The following is a 19588-nucleotide window of genomic DNA, read 5'->3' as shown; positions in this document are numbered from 1 at the left end:
TATTGATATCAAACACACATGAATGGTGGTCAGCCCCAAACCGCAGGCCAGAGCGTCTGCGGCCAGCCCTGCCCGGTTCAGTCGCGCGGGGCCGCCGCGCGCTTGAGCCGATCATTGATTGCGCGACCCAGCCCGTGGTCCGGCACCGGTGCCACGGCGATCGCGCTGGCCTCCATCGCGTCCAGACGGTGCAGGCAGTCGAACAATCGCGCAGCGGCCTCTTGCAAATCGCCGCTTGCGGATAGGGTCAGATCGCCCGCGATCGCCCCGAACCCCAACAGGGTCTCCCCCGGCAAGGCCTGCACCGCGTTCAGCCGCACCCGGCCACGCGGCGCATAATGGCTGGCTAATTGCCCGGGTGCTGTCGGTGCTGCTGCGTCATCTTCCCCAGCAGCCAGCGCACGGCCCAGCGCCGCCTCGATCGCCTCTGTCGGCACACCACCGGCGCGCAACAAGCGCGGTGTTTCCGCCACGCTGACAATCGTTGACTCCAGCCCCACGCCGCAGGCCCCACCGTCCACGACCGCCGCGATCCGCCCGGCGAGTCCTGCCAGCACATGCGCTGCCGTCGTCGGTGAAATCCGGCCCGATGGATTGGCAGACGGTGCCGCCACCGGCCCGCCAAAGGCACGCAATACCCCCTGCGCCACGGGATGATCGGGCACCCGCACCGCCAGCGTATCCAGTCCGGCCGTCACCAGTGACGAAATACCGGCATCCGCCCGCATCCGCCCGACCAGCGTCAACGCCCCCGGCCAGAACGCCTGCGCCAGAACCTGCCCATCTGCACCGAGGTCAATCAAGCCGGCGGCATCGGCCAGACTGGCGACATGGACGATCAACGGATTGAAACTGGGCCGCCCCTTGGCGGCATAGATCCCCGCAACAGCATCGGCATTGCGTGCATCCGCGCCCAGCCCGTAGACGGTCTCGGTCGGAAAGGCGACGCAGGCCCCTTGGGTCAGCAGCGCAGCCGCCCGCGACAGACCTGCTGCATCCGGTCGCAGGTGTTCTGACGTGGCGTTTGCGTTGCGCGGTTGCATGCTTTGGCTACCTTCGGGCAAAGTTCGCACCGACATACCGATCACGTTGGCCGCTGCCAAGCGTGACCGATTAGCAAAGAGGCCGTAATCTGATGCCATATCGCGCACCCGCCGCCGACTACCAGTTCATCCTCGATCACGTTGCGGGCTTTGCCGAGGTCACCGCGACCGACCGCTTTGCCGAGGCGACACCCGATGTCACCAGTGCAATCCTGTCAGAGGCCGCCAAGATGTGCGACGACATCCTTGCCCCGCTGCAACGCGCCGGTGATCTGCACCCCGCGCGTCTGGAAAACGGTGTGGTGCGCACCTCGCCGGGCTATGCCGACGGCTACAAGGCCATCGCCGAGGGCGGCTGGATCGGCATGAGCGCCTCCGAAGCCTACGGCGGCATGGGCCTGCCCTTTGCCCTGTCGATCGCCGTCAACGACCTGATGTCGGGCGCGTGCCTGTCCTTGCAGCTCAAGCCGCTGATGGCCCAAGGCCAGATCGAGGCGCTGGAACACCACGCATCCGACGCGATCAAGGATCTGTACCTGCCCAAACTCATCAGTGGCGAATGGTCCGGCACCATGAACCTGACCGAACCGCAGGCCGGGTCCGACGTCGGTGCCCTGTCAACCAAGGCCGAACCCAACGGCGACGGCACCTACGCGATCACGGGACAGAAAATTTACATCAGCTGGGGGGACAATGATTTCACCCAGAATGTCTGCCACCTTGTGCTGGCCCGCCTGCCCGACAGCGTGCCGGGCACCAAGGGGATCAGCCTGTTCCTTGTCCCGAAATACATCCCCGATGCCGACGGCAACCCCGGTAAACAGAACGACCTACGCGTCGTGTCGTTGGAACATAAAATGGGCCTGCATGGCTCGCCCACTGCCGTGATGGAATATTCCGGTGCGACCGGCTGGATGGTCGGCCCCGAAAACGGCGGCATGGCCGCGATGTTCACCATGATGAACAACGCCCGCGTCGGCGTCAGCACCCAGGGCATCGGTGCGGCCGAGGGTGCCTATCAGCACGCGCTGGCCTATGCGCTGGACCGCAAACAGGGCCGCGTCGGTGGCACCGGCACCATCGTCGAACATGCCGACGTGCGCCGGATGCTGGCCGAAATGAAGTCCGAGGTCTTTGCCGCGCGGTCGATTTCCGCGATGTGCGCTGTGGCCCTCGACATGACGACCGCAACGGGTGACGCCACCCACCGCGCCCGCGCGGCCCTGCTGACGCCGATTGCAAAATCGTTCGGGTCGGATACGGGCATCAAGGTCGCCTCGATGGGGATTCAGGTCCACGGCGGCATGGGCGTGATCGAGGAAACGGGTGCCGCGCAATACGTCCGCGACGTGCGCGTCACCGCCATCTACGAAGGCACCAACGGCATTCAGGCGATGGACCTCGTGGGGCGCAAGATGATGGACGGCGGCGAGGCCGCACAGGCCCTGCTGGACGAAATCCAGTCCGGTGCCGATGCGGCCAAGGGCACCTTTCCCGATCTGGCAGAGGCCGTCTGGCAGGCCGCCGCCGATATGTCAGAGGCGACGGATTGGCTGGTCTCGCGGACCGATATGCAGGACCGTTTTGCGGGGGCCGTGCCGTATCAATCCGCCTTTGCCCGCGTGCTGGGGGCCCATGCCCACCTGCGGGCCGCAATGCAGGACGACCCCGCGCGTCAGCGTCTGGCAAGGTTCTACATCACCCGCCTGCTGCCAGAGGTAACGGGACTGCTGGCCCATGTGCGCACCGGTGCCTCGGACCTGATGGCCGTCACACCCGAGGATCTGGCCGTCGCTTGACCCGCATGACGGCGGGTTGCCTTTGCGACCCGCCGCAAAGCCTGCCACAAGGTCAGGCATGAAGATTGCAACACCCTTTCCCGACCCACCCGCACCCGGCACCGCCATCACGGTGGCCCCCGGCATCCTGTGGATGCGACTGCCGCTGCCGATGGCGCTGGATCACGTCAATGTCTATGCGCTGGACGACGGGGATGGCTGGACGATCGTCGATACCGGGTTCGACACGCGCAAGACCCGCGCGATCTGGCAGGATCTTCTGGATGGACCGCTGGCAGGCAAACCCGTCACCCGTGTTCTGGTCACCCACCACCACCCCGATCACATCGGGCTGGCTGGTTGGTTCATGGCCCAGGGCGCGGAACTGCTGACCACGCGCACGGCCTATCTTCAGGCGCGGATGCTGATTTTGGACGAACAATCCGAACCCCTGCCGGAACAGATCGCATTCTGGACGCGCGCCGGGATGGATGGCCCCACGCTGGCCAGGCGCAGCGCTGAACGTCCCTTCAATTTTGCCGATTGCGTACATGCCCTGCCGCTGGGTTTTACCCGCCTGATCGAAGGCGGCACCCTGACCGCAGCAGGCCGCACCTGGGACATCCGCATGGGTGACGGCCATGCGCCGGAACACGCGACCCTGTGGTCGCGCGACGGCGACGTCGTGCTGGGTGGCGATCAACTGCTGTTGTCGATCAGCCCGAACCTTGGCGTTTATCCCACAGAACCCGACGCGGACCCCGTTGCCGACTGGATCGAATCCTGTAACCGGTTCCTGCCGCATGCCCTCCCGGATCAACTGATCCTCGGCGGACACAAACTGCCCTATACGGGCCTGCCGTTGCGTCTGCGGCAGATGATCGACAATCACCACAACGCTCTGGCGCGGTTGGCCGCCTACCTCGACGCCCCCCGCACGGCGGCCCAATGCTTTCCCGTTCTGTTCAAACGCACCATCGACGCAGGCACCTACGGGCTCGCGTTGGTGGAATCGGTTGCCCATCTGAATCATCTGCATCAGGCCGGGCGCGCGACACGTGAACTGGCCGATGACGGCGCGTGGTATTTCACGGCAGCACCTGACGGCATTGCGACCGAATAGACCATCCGCAGGGCGTGACAGCCCCGCCCGAATGGGCTATTTCAGCGCCAAAGCACACCCAGGGGACACAGACATGTCAGACCACAAGCACGGCGAAATGGACACCACCGAACACGAAAAGACCTTTGATTGGTTCATGTGGTTCATTTCGCGCGGAGCCGTCGCGATCATCGTCCTGCTGATCTTCCTCGCGCTCGTCAACGGCTGATGCTGACCCGGCGTCTTGTCCTGCTTGGCGGGGCTGCCGCGCTTGCAAGCTGTTCCGCACCGCAGACATCATCACCGCCCGACCTGATCGCCCAGCGCCAGTTCGCAGGCCCCGGTCCGCGCGTGCTGACGCTGTACACGATGCGCAGCATTTCCAACGACAGCGGCGCGCATACCGCGCTGCTGATCGACGCACCAAGCCAGCGGATCATGTTCGACCCCGCCGGATCGTTCCGCCACAGTTTTGTCGCGGAACGCAACGACGTGCTCTTTGGCATGACTCCCGAGGTCGAGGCCTATTACGTCTCGTACCACGCGCGACAGACGTTCTATGTCATCGCCCAGACGATCCCCGTCAGTGATGCCGTGGCCGAACGGGCCGCGACCCTCGCGCTGACGAACGGCCCCGTGCCGCAGGCCTTCTGTGCGCGTGCCACATCCGGCATCCTGCGCGCCTTGCCAGGGTTTGAGCGGCTGCCAAGCACGTTCTCGCCCAACCGGCTGTCGGATGCGTTCGGCGCACTGCCGGGTGTCACGACACGCGAATGGCGCGAAAACGATCCCGACAACAAGGCGCTGGCGCTGGCCGAAATCGAAATGCAGATGCGCTAGAACGCGCCCGTCAGCCACAGCCCCAGATACAGTGTCGCAAACCCTGCCAACACGGCGGGTATCACGCTGCGCGTCCACAACCCCACCGCCAGCGCCACCGCAGCGGCGCACAGACGCGCGGGTTCCGGTGCGCCCTCCGTTGCCGCAGGCCACACCACCAAGGGTGCCACCAGCCCCGGCAGCACCGCAACAGGCGTATACCGCAGCAGGCGCAACACCAGCGGCGGCATCGGCCGCGTTCCGATCAGCCCCAGAAACGAGAACCGGATCAGAAACGTCCCCACGCCCAGCGCCAGGATCACCGTCCAGATCACTGCATCAGTCATGCCCGCCTCCCCTCGACAATCACACCTGCCGCCATCGCACAGGCAGCCGCGATCAACAGCCCCGTGCCCGACGGCAACCCGACCAGCGCCAACCCCACGACAACCGACACCAGTGCCGCCGCCACATGCGCCAGCGTCCGCAGCATCGGCCCCACCATCGCGATAAATGTGATCGGCAGCGCGAAATCCAGCGCCGCCGCATCCGGGATGCGCGCCCCCAAGAGCGCACCCGCCAGCGTCGCCAGCACCCAGGTCGGCGCGATCGGCGTCGCCACACCAAAGAAAAACGCGACCCGGTCACGCAGGCGCATCATACCATCGGCCTCGTAGCGCGCGACAGCAGCGACATAGCTCTGATCGAACAGCAGATAGGACACGCAGGCGCGTTTCCACAGCGGGGCCTCACCCAGATAGGGCACCAGCGACGCGCTGTACATCGCCATGCGCAGGTTGACCGCCAGCGCCGCCAGCAAGGTCAGCGCAACGCCCGCATTGTCCACGATCATCTGCAACGCGGCAAATTGCGACGCACCGGCGATCACCAGCACGCTGAACCCCATGGCCTGCCCGATGCTCAACCCCGCCTCGACGGCCGACACGCCGAACAGGGCAGCAAAAGGCACGGCAACCAGCAAAAACGGCATCCCGTCGCGGACACCTTGCAGATAGGCTGATTTCCCGGTGGCAAGGGCCATGGTTTCCCCCTAAGTTTCAGTCCTCACCCGGTTACGCCTGACCCACAGGAACTGCAATTGACCAATCTCATCCCCCCCGGCATCCGGATCGCTCCCGCGCCGGATGACCCGCGCCTGACCCGCAGCGTCACAGGCACCGATCACACGGGTGCGCCCGTCGACCTCGCCGTGGTCGAGGAACGCCCCCTCACGATCTACCTCAACGCACGTGAAATCGTCACCGCGATGACGATCGGCGATCATCCCGAATATCTCGCCTTGGGGTTTCTGCTCAATCAGGGCATGCTGAAACGCAGCGATCAGGTGACCCGCGTGGACTACGACGAAGAGGTCGAAACCGTCGTCGTCCGCACCGCGCAGCAAACCAACCACGAGGACAAACTCGCCCGCAAGACCCGGACATCCGGTTGCGCCGTCGGCACCGTATTCGGCGACATGATGGAAGGTCTGGACGGCCTGACCCTGCCGGATACGCCTGTCCGGACATCGCACCTCTACGCGCTGTCGCACCAGATCAACCGCACGCCCAGCCTGTATCTTGCGGCAGGTGCAATCCACGGCACCGTCCTGTGCCGTGATGCCCAGCCGCTGATCTACATGGAGGACGTGGGCCGCCACAATGCCGTCGACAAGATCGCTGGCTGGATGTTTTCCGAAACCGAAACACCGGGCGACAAGATCCTCTACACGACAGGCCGCCTGACCTCCGAAATGGTGATCAAGACCGCGCTGATGGGCATCCCGACACTGGTGTCCCGGTCGGGCTTTACCGCCTGGGGTGTGGAAATTGCCCGACAGGTCGGCCTGACCCTGATCGGTCGCATGAAAGGGCAGCGCTTCGTCTGTCTGTCAGGCGAACATCGCCTGATCCGCGACGCCGACCCCGCAGCGCAGGCTGACGAGCCGCGCAAATCGGCCCGCAAGGGCAGTGCCTGACATGTGTGACATATTCGACAGACCTGGCCGCATGGCGGTCTTCTTCTGGTCGCAAATATCCCGGGGTCCGGGGCAGCGCCCCGGGAACACACACCCTGTTCAGGCGCAAACCGAACAGCAATGCGATACGGGTCGGCGGGCGGTGCGCCTTTCGCGTCAGCGAAACAGCGGCGCGGGCCGACCATGAGGGCACCACTTGGCATCATCCTTGCAGGCGGTCAGGCCACCCGCATGGGCGGCGGGGACAAGGGGCTCTTGCGCCTCCACACCAGCCGCATCATCGACCACGTCATCGCACGACTGGACCCGCAATGCGACGGGCTGGCGCTGAACGCCAACGGCGATCCGGCACGCTTTGCACCTCTTGGTCTGACCGTGATCGCGGATAGCATCGCAGATCACCCCGGACCGCTGGCAGGCGTGCTGGCGGGCCTCGACCATGCGGCTACGACCGGCCACAGCCACATCGTCACCGCCGCCGCCGACACGCCGTTCCTGCCCTGCGATCTGGTCCCGCAACTCCAGCTGGCGGGCGGCGCGGCAGGCCTGGCGCTGGCCGCGTCACCGGGCGGGCGGCAGCCGACTTTTGGCCTCTGGCCCGTCAGCTTGCGCAACGCGCTGCGACAGGCCCTGCACGACGGCACCCGCAAGGTCGTCCAGTTCACCCGCGCCCATGATGCCGGCACGGCGGAATTTCCCGACGATGCTGCGTTTTTCAACGTGAACACCCCTGACGATCTTGCCACTGCACAGGCCATGTTATGAAAATCTACGGCATCACCGGCTGGAAAAACGCAGGCAAGACCGGACTGATGGAACGCCTCGTCGCCGAAATCACCGCGCGCGGTTTTACCGTGTCCACGATCAAACACGCCCACCACAGCGTCGATGTCGATCAACCCGGCAAGGACAGCTACCGCCACCGTCAGGCGGGCGCGCAGCAGGTGGTGCTCGCCTCCGCCAACCGCTGGGCGCTCATGACCGAGTTGCGTGGCGCGGATGAACCGCCTCTCGCGGATCTGCTGGCGCAACTCGCCCCCGTCGATCTGGTCCTGATCGAAGGCTACAAACGCGACACGCACCCCAAGGTCGAGGCCTTTCGCGCTGTCACCGAAAATCAACTGATTGCCACCACCGACCCCACCATCCGCGCAGTCGCTACCGACAGCCCGCTCAATATCGACCGCCCGTTGCTGGACCTGAACGATACGGCCGCCATCGCCGATTTTATCCTGACAGAGGTGGGACTGGCATGACCCATGATCCCCGCTTTGACACGGTCATCGCCGTGGATTGGTCCAGCGGCAACGACCGCGGCCCGCGTCCGACCGCCGATGCCATCTGGACCTGTATCGCCCGCGCCGGTCAGGCACAGACCCCAGTCTATCACCGCAACCGCGCCTTGGCAGAGGCTTATCTGATCGACACGCTCGCCGATGAACTGGCCGCTGGCCGGCGCACGCTCGCGGCCTTTGATCTGTGTTTCGCCTATCCCAGCGGCTTTGCGCAGGCACTGACGGGCCACGCTGACCCCCTCGCCCTGTGGGACTGGTTCGCAGCGCGCGTGCAGGACGCACCCAAATCCAACAACCGATTTGCCCTCGCAGGCCAGATCAACGCGCGATTCCCCGGCACTGGCCCGTTCTGGTTCAATGGTCTGAAATCCGACATCCCGGATCTGCCCCGGACCAAGGCGGACTACGGCGACCATGGCCTGCCCGAATTTCGCGGTGCCGACATGGCGGCAAAAGGTGCGCAATCCCCGTTCAAACTGGGCGGTGTCGGCGCCGTGGGTGGTCAGGTCATCATGGGCCTGCCGACCCTGTCACGCCTCCGGGCGCGCTTTGGTGCGGATATCGCCGTCTGGCCGTTCCAACCCGCCGACCGCGCGATCACACTGGCCGAAACCTACTTTTCGCTCCTGCCCGCAGCCCTCGCGGCAGAGGCACACGACATCAAGGACGCCGCCCAGACCGCCCTTTTCGCGCGCAGCTTTTCGGCCCTGCCGCCCGCGCAGATGGCCCGCTGCCTCGACGTGCCGGCAAGTGACGAAGGCTGGGTGCTGGGCGTCGGATCAGAGGACATCCTCGCCGCTGCGCAACTGACCCCGCCGCCCCTGCGCAACGATTGTTTCGCCATGCCACAAGGCGCGCATTGGACGCCGGTGGACACAGCCCTGGCCCACCTGCGCGGCCGGCTCAGCCCGGTCACGGCAACACAGACGATCCCGCTGGCAAAGGCCGCCGGACGCATCCTTGCCGCCCCCGTGGCAGCCACCCGCAGCCATCCTCCTCATGCCAATGCCGCCGTAGACGGCTACGCCTTTGCCGGACCGCTGCCCGCTGGCCCCCACACCTTGCCGCTGCACCCGGGTCGCGCCGCCGCTGGCGTACCATTCGACGGCACGGTGCCGCCCGGTCACGCACTGCGCATCCTGACCGGCGCGAATATCCCGGACGGCACCGATACCGTGGTGCTGCAAGAGGACGTCAATACCAATGCCACCCACATTGCCCTGCATGGCCCGCTGAAACAGCGCGCCAATGCCCGCCGCGCGGGCGAGGACATGTTGGCCGGCGACGCCGTCCTGCCTGCGGGCCGCCGCCTGACCGCCGCCGATCTTGCCACCCTCGCCGCCTGCGGTACGGGTCAGGTCAGCGTCCGCGCGGCCCTGCGCGTGGGCGTCCTGTCCACAGGTGACGAATTGCGCGACCCCGGCACGCCCGCGACCGACGGGCAGATCTATGACGCCAACCGCGCCATGCTGCTGGCCGATGTTGCGGGGTGGGGTCACACGCCCGTCGATCTTGACCGCGCGCCCGATGACCGCGACAAACTCCGCACCATCCTGACCGGGGCCGCCACCCGTTGCGACGCGATCCTGACATCCGGCGGGGCATCGGCGGGCGACGAGGATCACGTGTCTGCACTTCTTGCGACCACCGGCAGCTTTGCCCTGTGGCGCATCGCCGTGAAACCGGGCCGGCCGCTGGCGATGGGGCTCTGGGACGACACGCCCGTGTTTGGACTGCCTGGCAACCCCGTCGCCGCCCAGGTCTGCGCGCTGATCTTTGCCCACCCTGCACTTGCCGTGCTCGCCGGGGCCGACTGGCCCGCGCGCCAATCCTTCACCGTGCCCGCAGCCTTTGCGAAATCCAAGAAGCCCGGCCGCCGCGAATACCTGCGCGCCCGCATCACGGACGGTGCGGCAGAGGTTTTCCCGTCCGAAGGGTCAGGCCGTGTTTCGGGTCTATCATGGGCGACCGGGCTCGTTGAACTGCCGGACGATGCCGCCGACATCACGCCGGGCACGCCCGTGACCTACCTGCCCTTCACGGGCTTCGCATGATCATCCGCGCAGGCCTTCCCGCATCCGACCGCGACGCGGCGGCGACCCTCTACTGGCAGGCCTTCGGCCAGAAACTGGCCCGCGTCATGGGCCCCGACGCCAAAGCTCTGCGCTACATCATCCGCGTGATGCGCACCGACCACGTCATCGCCGCCCATGCAAACGACGGCACACTCCTGGGCGTCGTCGGGTTCAAATCACACGATGGCGCATTCGTCGACGGCACGTTCCACGACCTGCGCGCCATCTATGGCCGGGCCGGTGCCCTCTGGCGCGCAGCACTGCTGTCACTGCTGGAACGCGACATCGACAACGCCCGCTTTTTGCTGGACGGCCTCTGCGTCGCTCCCACCGCGCGGGGGCAAGGCATCGGCACCGCCCTGCTGGACGCCATCTGCACAGAGGCCCGCACACGCGGCTATGCCAAGGTGCGCCTGGATGTCATCGACACGAACCCCCGCGCCCGCGCACTCTATACGCGCTACGGTTTCAGGGCCACGAACACCCAGACCATCGGCCCGCTCAGCTACATCTTTGGTTTCACCAGCAGCACCACGATGGTCAAAACCCTCTGACCGCACCCATCGCTGTTTTCAAAATATCCCGGGGGAGGTGCGACAGCACCGGGGGCAGCGCCCCCCTGACCACACCATCCGCCCTTTCCCTTTGCAGCGTTTCAGCGTAACAGCCCAACGTCATTCAAGGAGCAGACCATGGGCTACAGAATCGCCATCGTCGGGGCCACGGGCAACGTGGGCCACGAAATGCTGAACATCCTCGCCGAACGGGCGTTCCCCGTTGACGAGATCGTCGCACTTGCCAGCCGCCGTTCGCTCGGCACCGAAGTCAGCTTTGGTGAGAAAACTCTGAAAACCAAGGACCTCGATGCCTTCGATTTCACCGGCTGGGACATGGCCCTGTTTGCCGTGGGGTCCGAGGCGACCGCGAAATATGCACCCATTGCCGCCAAGGCCGGCTGCGTCGTCATCGATAACTCCTCGCTCTACCGTTACGACAGCCAGATCCCGCTGATCGTTCCCGAGGTGAACCCCGAGGCGATCCACGACTACAAGAACAAGATGATCATCGCGAACCCCAACTGCTCGACCGCGCAGATGGTTGTCGCGCTCAAGCCGCTGCACGATCGCGCCCGGATCAAACGCGTCGTCGTCAGCACCTACCAGTCCGTGTCCGGCGCGGGCAAGGAAGGCATGGATGCGCTGTGGGACCAGACCAAGGCGGTCTACAACCCCACCGACAACACCGGCGTGACCAAGTTCACCAAACAGATCGCGTTCAACGTCATCCCCCATATCGACGTGTTCATGGAAGACGGGTCCACCAAGGAAGAGTGGAAAATGGTCGTCGAAACCAAAAAGATCGTCGACCCCAAGATCAAGGTCACGGCAACCTGCGTGCGCGTGCCCGTGTTCGTCGGCCATTCGGAATCGATCAACATCGAATTCGAGGATTTCCTTGACGAAGAAGAGGCCCGCGACATCCTGCGCGAGGCACCCGGCGTCATGGTGATCGACAAGCGCGAGGACGGTGGCTACGTCACGCCAATCGAATGTGTCGGCGATTTCGCAACCTTCATCAGCCGCATCCGTCAGGACAGCACGATCGACAACGGCATCAACCTGTGGTGCGTGTCCGATAACCTGCGCAAGGGTGCGGCCCTGAATGCGGTGCAGATCGCAGAACTTCTGGGCCGCGAGTGCCTGAAGAAAGGCTGATCAGACCCGTTATCTGACCGTTTCACGGGCGGGCCGAAAGGTCCGCCCGTTTGCTTTTGCAGGGGGGATCACGCGATTTGACGCAGATCAACGATCGGTCCCGCCGGCTCTGAAAACCGCCAGCAATCCCGCCCAGCACGCTTGGCCTGATAGAGCGCGGCATCCGCATCCGACATCAGCACCGCGCGGTCGAACGGGTCAGCGGCGGATGACACGGCCAACCCGATACTGATCGTGACCCGGTTCACGCCGTCCAGCCGGCCCGGATGCGGGTCGGCCATGCCGCGGATTTCGCGGATGATTTCGGTGGCAAGTGCCTTGGACCCGCTGGATGTCGCGCCCCGCATCACCACGGCAAATTCCTCGCCGCCGATACGGGCGATCTGCACATCGGGTCCCAATGCAACCGCTGACAGGGTTGCCGCGACCCGGCGCAGGCAACCGTCGCCTGCCGGATGTCCCATCGTGTCGTTGTACAGCTTGAAATGATCGATATCGATCATCATCAAGCCGACAGCATCGTGGCCAGCCACCCAGTCGGACATCATCCATTCGAAACTGCGGCGGTTGGGAATCCCTGTCAGCGCATCGGTCAGCGACAGCATGGTCATGCGGCGTTCGGAATTTTCAGCGGCTCGCGCCCGATCCGCAGCCCTGTAGGCACGCATGTAATCCTCGCAACGTCGCCGTTCGCTGTGATGGTTTGCATGCAGGCAGAACACCGCGGCAAGGATCATCTGCAACGTCAGCGGCCAGATCAGCGTGGTCGCGATGGCCGGGTTGGTCCAGATCACGGCCAGCGTCAGACCCAGCACGACCGCCGTATAGATGATCGCATGCCGAAAACGCAGGGTAATCAGGGTCGTGGCGAAAACGATCATCAGGATCATCTCGTTTGTCAGCAACAACGCCCATTGCGACCGGGACCACCACAACACAAAGACCGGCACCAGATAGGCATTGATCATGCCGACCAGCAGGATGCGTTCCCGCCAGATCGCATTCACCCGCTGCAGGACCATCATCATGGCAAAGGACAACGGTGTCACCACAGCAAGCCGCATGACCAGCCCATGCCAGAAGACGTCGCCGGCCAGCACATATGCGGTCAGGTTGTAGGCATTGTACATGACCAGACCAAACACGACCATCCGGTTGACGAGCCGCAGTCGGACCGCCTCATGCTCTGCCTCATAGGCGGCATCAATATCCTGGGCGAACCGCAGCAGGATGTCATATCCTGCATCAGTTCCGTTCCAACCGCGCAACAAGGTGGGCCACCGCATCATCCGTGCAGCGTGCCGCCAAGAGATTAACAAATGCTTTAGATCGACGCCCCAACCGTACGACGTCGTGCCTGTCTGACCGCTAGATCGGATGGAATGCGCCACTGGGGGGGTCGTAAACCTCGAGCGAGCCATTGCCGATGTGGTTCCAGACGCCGTGCAAGGTCAGCTCACCCGACTCGACGGCTGCCCGCACGAATGGAAAGCTCATCAGGTTTTCAAGGCTGATCAGCACGCCTTCCTTTTCCAGCGCGCGTTTGCGCGTCGCATCATCCCCCTGCGGCAAGCGGTCGTATCCGGGCCGCAGAATATCCATCCACCGCCCGACGAAACTGGTTTTCTCCTCCAGCGCGGGGGCATGGCCCTCGCACATCTCGTAACAGCCTTCGACACCGCCACAACCTGAATGACCCATCACGACCAGATGCGACACATGCAGTGACGTAACCGCGTATTCCACGGCCGCAGAGGTGCCGTGATGTTCACCATCCGAAACAAAGGCCGGCACCAGATTGGCGATATTGCGGTGAATAAAGAATTCGCCCTGATCCGCCCCGAACATCGCGGTGACATGCACCCGGCTGTCGCAGCAGGAGATGATCATCGCGCGCGGGCGCTGCCCTTCGTCGGCCAGACGCCGATACCAGCCCTTGTTCTGTGAATATGTGGTCGCCTGCCAGCCGTGAAACCGTGTGATCAGGTATTCGGGAAGAGGTCTTGCGAAGTCCATGATCGCGCTTTCCGTAATTTTTATCCCTGAAACCTATCGCGCATTTTAGGGGAATTCGAGGCATTAAAATCAGCTTGTTCAACGAATTGGGAACCCTGTTGCGCGCAGGTTGGGCCAAACCCCAGCCCTGAGAAACACCTAAAATGACCCAAGTGACCGTTCTCGAATGCCTTCTGGATTGCGCCATCGACCATGGCCTTTTGCAGGACCTCTATGCCCGGCAGGGGGCTGCCCGCGCAGACCGCACCATCGCCACCTCGCTCGAGGATCTGGCCACCCGCCTGGGAATCATGCGCGACGGGCGTGACCATGGGGGTTTTGACGACCTGCCCGGTCAGGCCAGACGCATGTCGACAATCGCCGCCCGGATCGGCCTGATCGAGGTCGCGACAGCCGCAGGCCATGTGGCGGACAGCGCCAGACAGCGCGACGGCATCGCGGTCGAGGCGACGATGGCTCGCCTTGAACGCAGTTTCGATTTGGCCATCGGCCAAGTCTGGATGCTGCGCGGGGGTTAGGCACTGGGCCTTGTCGCGGCTGACCAGACGGTTAGGTTGGATTTGATCCCAAACCATAGGCCCCCCATGTCCGCGACCTTTGCCAGCCCCGACAGCTCTGCCGTGCCTCTCCACATCATCGAACAGGACGCCCAGGACACCATCCCGGACAGCGCCCGCACCTGGGCCGATGCGGCGGGTTTCACCGGCGCTGCCGGTGCCACACTGGCTGTGCCGGGGCCCGAGGGGGGCATCGCCATGGCCCTCGTCGGTGCCGGGTCCGAGGCCAGCCGCAAGCGCAGCCGTTTTGATGTCGGATCGGCGGCCCGCAGTTTGCCCGCCGGCACCTATGCGATCCAGACCGATCTGCCCCCCGCCCGGATGCAAGAGGCCGCATTGGGCTGGTTGCTCGCCTCTTATGACTTTGACCGCTACCGCAAACCGGCCAAGCCACCCGCCCAACTGATCGCGCCCGCCGGCATCGACGCCGCCCGGATCGAGGCGATTGCCGCGGGCGAGTTCCTGACACGCGACCTGATCAACACCCCCGCATCCGAGATGGGCCCGGACGAGCTTGAACAACAGGCGCGCGACCTCGCGCGTCAGCACGGCGCCGATATCACCGTCACCACAGGCGATGACTTGCTGGCGGCGAATTTCCCGATGATCCATACCGTCGGCCGCGCCAGCACCCGCGCACCGCGCCTGATTGACCTGCGTTGGGGAAACACGGGTCCGACCCTGACACTGGTTGGCAAGGGCGTGTGTTTCGACACCGGCGGCCTGAACATCAAACCCGCAGGGTCCATGGGCCTGATGAAAAAGGACATGGGCGGGGCCGCCACCACCCTGGGCGTTGCGCATATGATCATGGCACTGGGGCTGAACATTCGTCTGCGCCTGCTGATCCCGGCCGTGGAAAACAGTATTTCTGGCAATGCCTTTCGCCCGCAGGACATCCTGACCAGCCGCAAGGGGCTGACGGTGGAAATCAACAATACCGACGCAGAGGGACGGCTGGTGCTGGCCGACGCGCTGGCGCTCGCATCCGAGGAATCCCCCGATCTGATCGTATCGATGGCCACTCTGACCGGGGCCGCGCGGGTCGCCGTCGGGCCAGACCTGTCACCGTTTTTCACGGATGACGACGCGCATGCCGATGCGCTGACCGTTTCCGCCCGTGCCGTGGCAGACCCCGTCTGGCGTCTGCCGTTCCACGACCCCTACGAGACGATGATCGAACCCGGTATTGCCGATCTGGACAACGCGCCCGCAGGCGGCATGGCCGGGGCCACCACCGCAGCCCTGTTCCTGCGCCGTTTCGTCGACGCGCCTTACATTCATTTCGACATCTACGGCTGGAATCCGAGCGCGAAACCCGCCCGCCCCAAGGGCGGTGTCGGGATGGGTGCGCGCGCGCTGCTGGACGCCCTGCCGAAACTGTTGAACCTGTGACCGATCGCAGGCTTTGGCCCGCCAACGACCGGGTTGCCCTGCGCAGCCTCGGTCTGACCGACCGCGTTGCGGTTGACGGCACGCCAGCACGTTTATCGCGTTCGGTGACGGACCTGTGCCGCAGTCCCGGCGGCGCACGGGAACGGCAGCTGCTACTGGGTGAAAACGTCACGACGCTGGAATTTCAGAATGGTTGGGCCTTCGTCCAGACGGAAAACGGCTATTGCGGATATGTCGCCGCCGACCGGCTGGACAATATCCATTGGCCGACCCACCGGGTCAGCACATTCGGAACCCATGCCTACACGTCAGAGACCATGAAATCCGAACCCACCATGGCCCTGCCGTTCGGCGCACGCCTGCGCGTGATCGACGAACGGCCCAAATTCTTTGAGACTCCACAGGGGTTTGTCCCGAAAAAGCACCTGCGCCCGCTGGATCGTCCCTTTGCCGATCCGGTCAACGTGGCACAGCTGCATTTCAACGTCCCCTACCTGTGGGGCGGCAATTCCACGCGCGGCATCGACTGTTCCGGGTTGATCCATGCAGCCTTGACCGCCTGCGACATCCCCTGCCCCGGTGACGCCGACCTGCAAGAGGCAGCCCTTGGCGATGCGCTGTCCCCCGACGCCCCGTTGCAGCGCGGCGACCTGATATTCTGGCCGGGCCACGTGGGCATGATGGTCGATGAACAGGTGATGATCCATGCCAACGCCCACGCCATGGCCTGCGTCTATGAACCCATCGACAACGCGATCCTGCGCATCAAAACCCAGGGCGACGGTGACGTCTCCTCTCGCCGCCGCCTGACCGAACGGGCCGGTTAACATACTGTTAAATATGACATAATATGTTTCGCATGCGAAACATGTCGAAACCGTGATATAATATCAGTCGACAATGCGGATCAGCTTGCGTTCCAGCACGCTCAATACCTGGCGCAGGTCGTGACCGCGTTTCAGGACCTGCCCATCCATGCCAACGACGGCATATTGGCCTTGCTTCAACCGCAGTTTGGGACGCTTTTCGATCCGGTAAACGGGGTTTTCAGCGGTTCTGCGAAACACCGAAAACACGGCAACGTCACGCAAGGCGCTGATCCCGTAATCGCGCCATTCGCCCGCCGCGACGAACCGGCCATAGACCGTCAGGATCGGGGCCATTTCAGTGCGATGAAACGACACGCGATCATCGCGGTAGGGTTTGAACGGGATCGGGCTTTGATCTGTCATTCACCCAAGATCATGGCAATGCTGCAATAAATCAACCCTGCCTTGATGCTGACACGAAATCACGCGGGATTCATCACGGTCTGTCCGTCTTTGCGCCCAGCTTTGATGTCAACGAACTGGTATCGAAGGACTGCCCCGGCACCGCGCCATGAGCCCCCACCCAGTGCGTGGTGTCGGTGGCAGGCTTCGATACGGATCAGCCGCAGGTGATCTGCGTAATCGTCCCGTCACCACCCACGATGAAATTGATCCGGTCCGGCTGATAGTCCTGTGCCGTGATCCCGCCGGGGCGGATGACCTGCACGGGCCCCAGGATCAGAACCGTTTCCAGCACCGTGGCGTCCTTGCCCACCAGGCTGCCGTAACGCCGCCCGCCGCAGGAATTGTCGACGCCCATCGGTACGGGGTTGTCGACGGCTGTCTGCGCCTGGGGTGCCACGCCGCGCGGTGATCCTCCGCAGGCCATCAAAGCCAGCAACGGCAGCGTCCAGATTATCCGCATGTCACCCTCATGATCGTACCGACGATGTCGGTTTCAAAATTGACCCGGCTTTCGACATAATCCATCGTCACCATCTGGTTGGGACCGATGACACGGTGGTTCAGATCCGCCGGCAGGGTCACTGCCGCGATGTTCTGGCCCAGCAGGCCCGCGTAACCCGCGGCACCGCATCCATCGTCCGAAGGGACCGGCGCAGGTCCGGTGACGCAGGCCGCGAGCAGCGGCAAAAGAAGCAATATTTTCATGAGCCCCACCCTGACAAGCTAAGTCGGTCTTTGACAAGTGGGCGCGGGTTGAATTCCGGCCGCAATTCGCAGACCATTGCCGCAAATCAACAAAGGACCGATCATATGCGTACCCGTGCCGCCGTCGCCCTCAAGGCAGGTCAGCCTCTCGAAATCATGGAGGTCAACCTCGAAGGCCCCAAGGCCGGTGAGGTTCTGGTCGAGATCAAGGCCACTGGCCTGTGCCACACCGATGAATTCACCCGGTCGGGTGACGACCCCGAAGGCGCGTTTCCCGCGATCCTCGGGCACGAAGGTGCAGGCGTCGTGGTCGAGGTCGGCCCCGGCGTCACCAGCCTGGAGGTCGGCGATCACGTGATCCCCCTCTACACGCCGGAATGTCGCGAGTGTGATTACTGCCTGAACCCGAAAACCAACCTTTGCCAGTCGATCCGCAGCACGCAGGGCCAGGGGTTGATGCCCGACGGGACCAGCCGTTTCTCGATGCTGGATGGGACGCCGATCCTGCATTACATGGGCTGCTCGACCTTTGCCAATCACACGGTCCTCCCGGAAATCGCGCTGGCCAAGGTGCGCAAGGACGCGCCCTTCGACAAGATCTGCTACATCGGCTGCGGTGTGACCACGGGCATCGGTGCGGTGATCAACACGGCCAAGGTGGAAATCGGATCGACTGCCGTTGTCTTTGGCCTGGGCGGGATCGGGTTGAACGTCATTCAGGGCCTGCGTCTGGCGGGGGCCAGTCAGATCGTCGGCGTCGACCTGAACCCCGAGAAAAAGAAGATGGCCGACCATTTCGGCATGACGCATTTCGTGAACCCCAAAGAGGTCAAGGGCGATCTGGTCGGGCACCTGGTCGAACTGACGTGCGGCGGCGCGGATTACACCTTTGACGCGACGGGCAACGTGGGCGTGATGCGCACCGCACTGGAATGCGCGCACAAGGGCTGGGGCGAGAGCATCATCATCGGCGTGGCCCCCGCAGGTGCCGAGATCAGCACGCGCCCGTTCCAACTGGTCACGGGCCGCAGTTGGCGCGGGACGGCGTTCGGCGGGGCGCGGGGCCGCACGGATGTGCCCAAGATCGTGGATTGGTACATGGACGGCAAGATCGAGATCGACCCGATGATCACCCACACGATGCCGCTGGACGACATCAACAAGGGGTTTGATCTGATGCACAGCGGCGAAAGCATCCGCGGCGTCGTCATCTACTGACGACAGCTTTGGGTTAAGAAGATGTGAAAAGCCCGGTCGGTGTGACCGGGCTTTTTTTGTGGGCGGTGGTTGGACGGATTGCGGTACTTCGCTCCAGAGACAGCTGTAATTTCACCAATGACCCCAAGTTAACCTACGCGGCTCCAAAAATTAACCAACAAGGTTGAAACCGCAAGCAGCACACCACATATTGTGTAGTGAACCCTCAGGAGACCAACAATGACCACAGAAATCGGGAAGGAGCTGCGGAAGCTGAGAATTGATCAAGATGAACGCCTCTACGACATGTCTCATCGGCTTGAGAAGTCGTCGGCATTTATCTCCGCAGTCGAGCGCGGCTCCAAAAGTCCGCCCTTGGGCTTTGAAGAGCTTGTCATCGCCGCATACCAGCTTGCTAGCGATGCAGCCGATGCCATGCGCCGGGCCGCAGACCGGTCGCGGAAGGCATTCACAATTGAGGCCCAGACGCCGCTGGAGCGCGATGCCGCCGGGCTGATGGCCCGGCGAATGAGTTCCAAGATGGATGCGCTGTCCCCTGACGAGTTGGAGAAGATACTCGCCATCCTCCGCAAGGGAGAATGTGACTAATGGGTGACATGTACGATTTCAGGGCTCCGG

The 19588-nt window shown here is 63.9% G+C and carries 23 protein-coding genes; 15 read left to right on the top strand and 8 right to left on the bottom strand.

The window, feature by feature from the left end:
• Positions 1-77 precede the first annotated feature (77 nt).
• A complete protein-coding gene (locus BMX27_RS11040; RefSeq protein ID WP_090159878.1) occupies positions 78-1043 on the bottom strand; it encodes an L-threonylcarbamoyladenylate synthase in 966 nt (321 codons plus the stop codon).
• Between the two features lie 92 nt (positions 1044-1135).
• Between BMX27_RS11040 and BMX27_RS11035 the strand changes: the two genes are divergently transcribed.
• From BMX27_RS11035 to BMX27_RS11020, 4 genes are all read left to right on the top strand, one after another.
• Positions 1136-2842: an acyl-CoA dehydrogenase gene (locus BMX27_RS11035; protein WP_090159877.1), complete on the top strand. Its 1707-nt coding sequence runs from the start codon at positions 1136-1138 to the stop codon at positions 2840-2842.
• Between the two features lie 58 nt (positions 2843-2900).
• The gene (locus tag BMX27_RS11030) at positions 2901-3944 is read left to right on the top strand and encodes an MBL fold metallo-hydrolase (RefSeq protein WP_090159876.1); all 1044 of its coding nucleotides are present in this window, start codon (positions 2901-2903) and stop codon (positions 3942-3944) included.
• A 73-nt stretch (positions 3945-4017) separates the two neighbouring features.
• Positions 4018-4152 carry an aa3-type cytochrome c oxidase subunit IV gene (locus tag BMX27_RS11025; RefSeq protein WP_090160015.1) on the top strand — a complete coding sequence of 45 codons (135 nt, stop codon included), beginning with the start codon at positions 4018-4020 and terminating at the stop codon, positions 4150-4152.
• Entirely contained in the window at positions 4152-4763 is a 612-nt protein-coding gene (locus tag BMX27_RS11020) for a hypothetical protein (protein WP_256212478.1), read from the top strand. Before BMX27_RS11025 ends, BMX27_RS11020 begins: the two co-directional genes overlap by 1 nt.
• On the opposite strand, the gene BMX27_RS11015 is transcribed toward BMX27_RS11020, so the two are convergent.
• Complete coding sequence (locus tag BMX27_RS11015) at positions 4760-5089, bottom strand: AzlD domain-containing protein (protein WP_090159875.1); 330 nt, start codon at positions 5087-5089, stop codon at positions 4760-4762. The two genes, BMX27_RS11020 and BMX27_RS11015, sit on opposite strands and share 4 nt — an antisense overlap.
• Entirely contained in the window at positions 5086-5784 is a 699-nt protein-coding gene (locus tag BMX27_RS11010; RefSeq protein WP_090159874.1) for an AzlC family ABC transporter permease, read from the bottom strand. The genes BMX27_RS11015 and BMX27_RS11010 overlap by 4 nt, the downstream gene beginning before the upstream one ends.
• A 57-nt stretch (positions 5785-5841) precedes the next feature.
• Between BMX27_RS11010 and BMX27_RS11005 the strand changes: the two genes are divergently transcribed.
• From BMX27_RS11005 to BMX27_RS10980, 6 genes are all read left to right on the top strand, one after another.
• Positions 5842-6720 (top strand): formate dehydrogenase accessory sulfurtransferase FdhD, encoded by an 879-nt coding sequence (locus tag BMX27_RS11005; protein ID WP_090159873.1) that lies wholly within the window; start codon positions 5842-5844, stop codon positions 6718-6720.
• A 183-nt stretch (positions 6721-6903) separates the two neighbouring features.
• Positions 6904-7485: a molybdenum cofactor guanylyltransferase MobA gene (gene mobA / locus BMX27_RS11000; RefSeq protein WP_090159872.1), complete on the top strand. Its 582-nt coding sequence runs from the start codon at positions 6904-6906 to the stop codon at positions 7483-7485.
• Positions 7482-7976, top strand: coding sequence for a molybdopterin-guanine dinucleotide biosynthesis protein B (gene mobB / locus BMX27_RS10995; RefSeq protein WP_090159871.1), 495 nt, complete (start codon positions 7482-7484; stop codon positions 7974-7976). Before mobA ends, mobB begins: the two co-directional genes overlap by 4 nt.
• Complete coding sequence (gene glp, locus BMX27_RS10990; RefSeq protein WP_090159870.1) at positions 7973-10069, top strand: molybdenum cofactor synthesis domain-containing protein; 2097 nt, start codon at positions 7973-7975, stop codon at positions 10067-10069. The genes mobB and glp overlap by 4 nt, the downstream gene beginning before the upstream one ends.
• Entirely contained in the window at positions 10066-10644 is a 579-nt protein-coding gene (locus BMX27_RS10985) for a GNAT family N-acetyltransferase (RefSeq protein WP_090159869.1), read from the top strand. The genes glp and BMX27_RS10985 overlap by 4 nt, the downstream gene beginning before the upstream one ends.
• Positions 10645-10782: 138 nt before the next feature.
• Positions 10783-11805 (top strand): aspartate-semialdehyde dehydrogenase, encoded by a 1023-nt coding sequence (locus tag BMX27_RS10980; RefSeq protein ID WP_056035283.1) that lies wholly within the window; start codon positions 10783-10785, stop codon positions 11803-11805.
• A gap of 68 nt (positions 11806-11873) precedes the next feature.
• Here the strand turns inward: BMX27_RS10980 and BMX27_RS10975 are convergent, their stop codons facing one another.
• Together BMX27_RS10975 and BMX27_RS10970 are read right to left on the bottom strand one after the other, a co-directional pair.
• Positions 11874-13094 carry a GGDEF domain-containing protein gene (locus tag BMX27_RS10975; protein WP_177172708.1) on the bottom strand — a complete coding sequence of 407 codons (1221 nt, stop codon included), beginning with the start codon at positions 13092-13094 and terminating at the stop codon, positions 11874-11876.
• Between the two features lie 79 nt (positions 13095-13173).
• On the bottom strand, positions 13174-13821 hold the full coding sequence (locus BMX27_RS10970) for a carbonic anhydrase (RefSeq protein WP_090159867.1): 648 nt from the start codon (positions 13819-13821) through the stop codon (positions 13174-13176).
• A 143-nt stretch (positions 13822-13964) separates the two neighbouring features.
• Here BMX27_RS10970 and BMX27_RS10965 point away from each other — a divergent pair, with 143 nt between their 5' ends.
• From BMX27_RS10965 to BMX27_RS10955, 3 genes are all read left to right on the top strand, one after another.
• Positions 13965-14339, top strand: coding sequence for a hypothetical protein (locus BMX27_RS10965; RefSeq protein ID WP_143056812.1), 375 nt, complete (start codon positions 13965-13967; stop codon positions 14337-14339).
• A gap of 66 nt (positions 14340-14405) precedes the next feature.
• On the top strand, positions 14406-15773 hold the full coding sequence (locus tag BMX27_RS10960) for a leucyl aminopeptidase family protein (protein WP_090159865.1): 1368 nt from the start codon (positions 14406-14408) through the stop codon (positions 15771-15773).
• The gene (locus tag BMX27_RS10955; RefSeq protein ID WP_090159864.1) at positions 15770-16600 is read left to right on the top strand and encodes a C40 family peptidase; all 831 of its coding nucleotides are present in this window, start codon (positions 15770-15772) and stop codon (positions 16598-16600) included. The genes BMX27_RS10960 and BMX27_RS10955 overlap by 4 nt, the downstream gene beginning before the upstream one ends.
• Before the next feature lie 63 nt (positions 16601-16663).
• Here BMX27_RS10955 and BMX27_RS10950 read toward each other — a convergent pair whose 3' ends face one another.
• The 3 genes from BMX27_RS10950 to BMX27_RS10940 form a co-directional block, all read right to left on the bottom strand.
• The gene (locus BMX27_RS10950; protein ID WP_056035299.1) at positions 16664-17005 is read right to left on the bottom strand and encodes a DUF2794 domain-containing protein; all 342 of its coding nucleotides are present in this window, start codon (positions 17003-17005) and stop codon (positions 16664-16666) included.
• A 196-nt stretch (positions 17006-17201) separates the two neighbouring features.
• Positions 17202-17507 (bottom strand): I78 family peptidase inhibitor, encoded by a 306-nt coding sequence (locus BMX27_RS10945; RefSeq protein ID WP_256212477.1) that lies wholly within the window; start codon positions 17505-17507, stop codon positions 17202-17204.
• On the bottom strand, positions 17498-17752 hold the full coding sequence (locus tag BMX27_RS10940) for an I78 family peptidase inhibitor (protein ID WP_056035306.1): 255 nt from the start codon (positions 17750-17752) through the stop codon (positions 17498-17500). The genes BMX27_RS10945 and BMX27_RS10940 overlap by 10 nt, the downstream gene beginning before the upstream one ends.
• A gap of 105 nt (positions 17753-17857) precedes the next feature.
• Between BMX27_RS10940 and BMX27_RS10935 the strand changes: the two genes are divergently transcribed.
• On the top strand, positions 17858-18970 hold the full coding sequence (locus BMX27_RS10935; RefSeq protein ID WP_090159863.1) for an S-(hydroxymethyl)glutathione dehydrogenase/class III alcohol dehydrogenase: 1113 nt from the start codon (positions 17858-17860) through the stop codon (positions 18968-18970).
• 219 nt (positions 18971-19189) lie between these two features.
• Entirely contained in the window at positions 19190-19558 is a 369-nt protein-coding gene (locus BMX27_RS10930; RefSeq protein ID WP_090159862.1) for a transcriptional regulator, read from the top strand.
• Positions 19559-19588 lie beyond the last annotated feature (30 nt).

It is taken from the genome of Loktanella sp. DSM 29012, assembly GCF_900110705.1.
Classification (GTDB): Bacteria; Pseudomonadota; Alphaproteobacteria; order Rhodobacterales; family Rhodobacteraceae; genus Loktanella; species Loktanella gaetbuli.
This window is presented reverse-complemented; position numbering and strand designations above follow the sequence as displayed.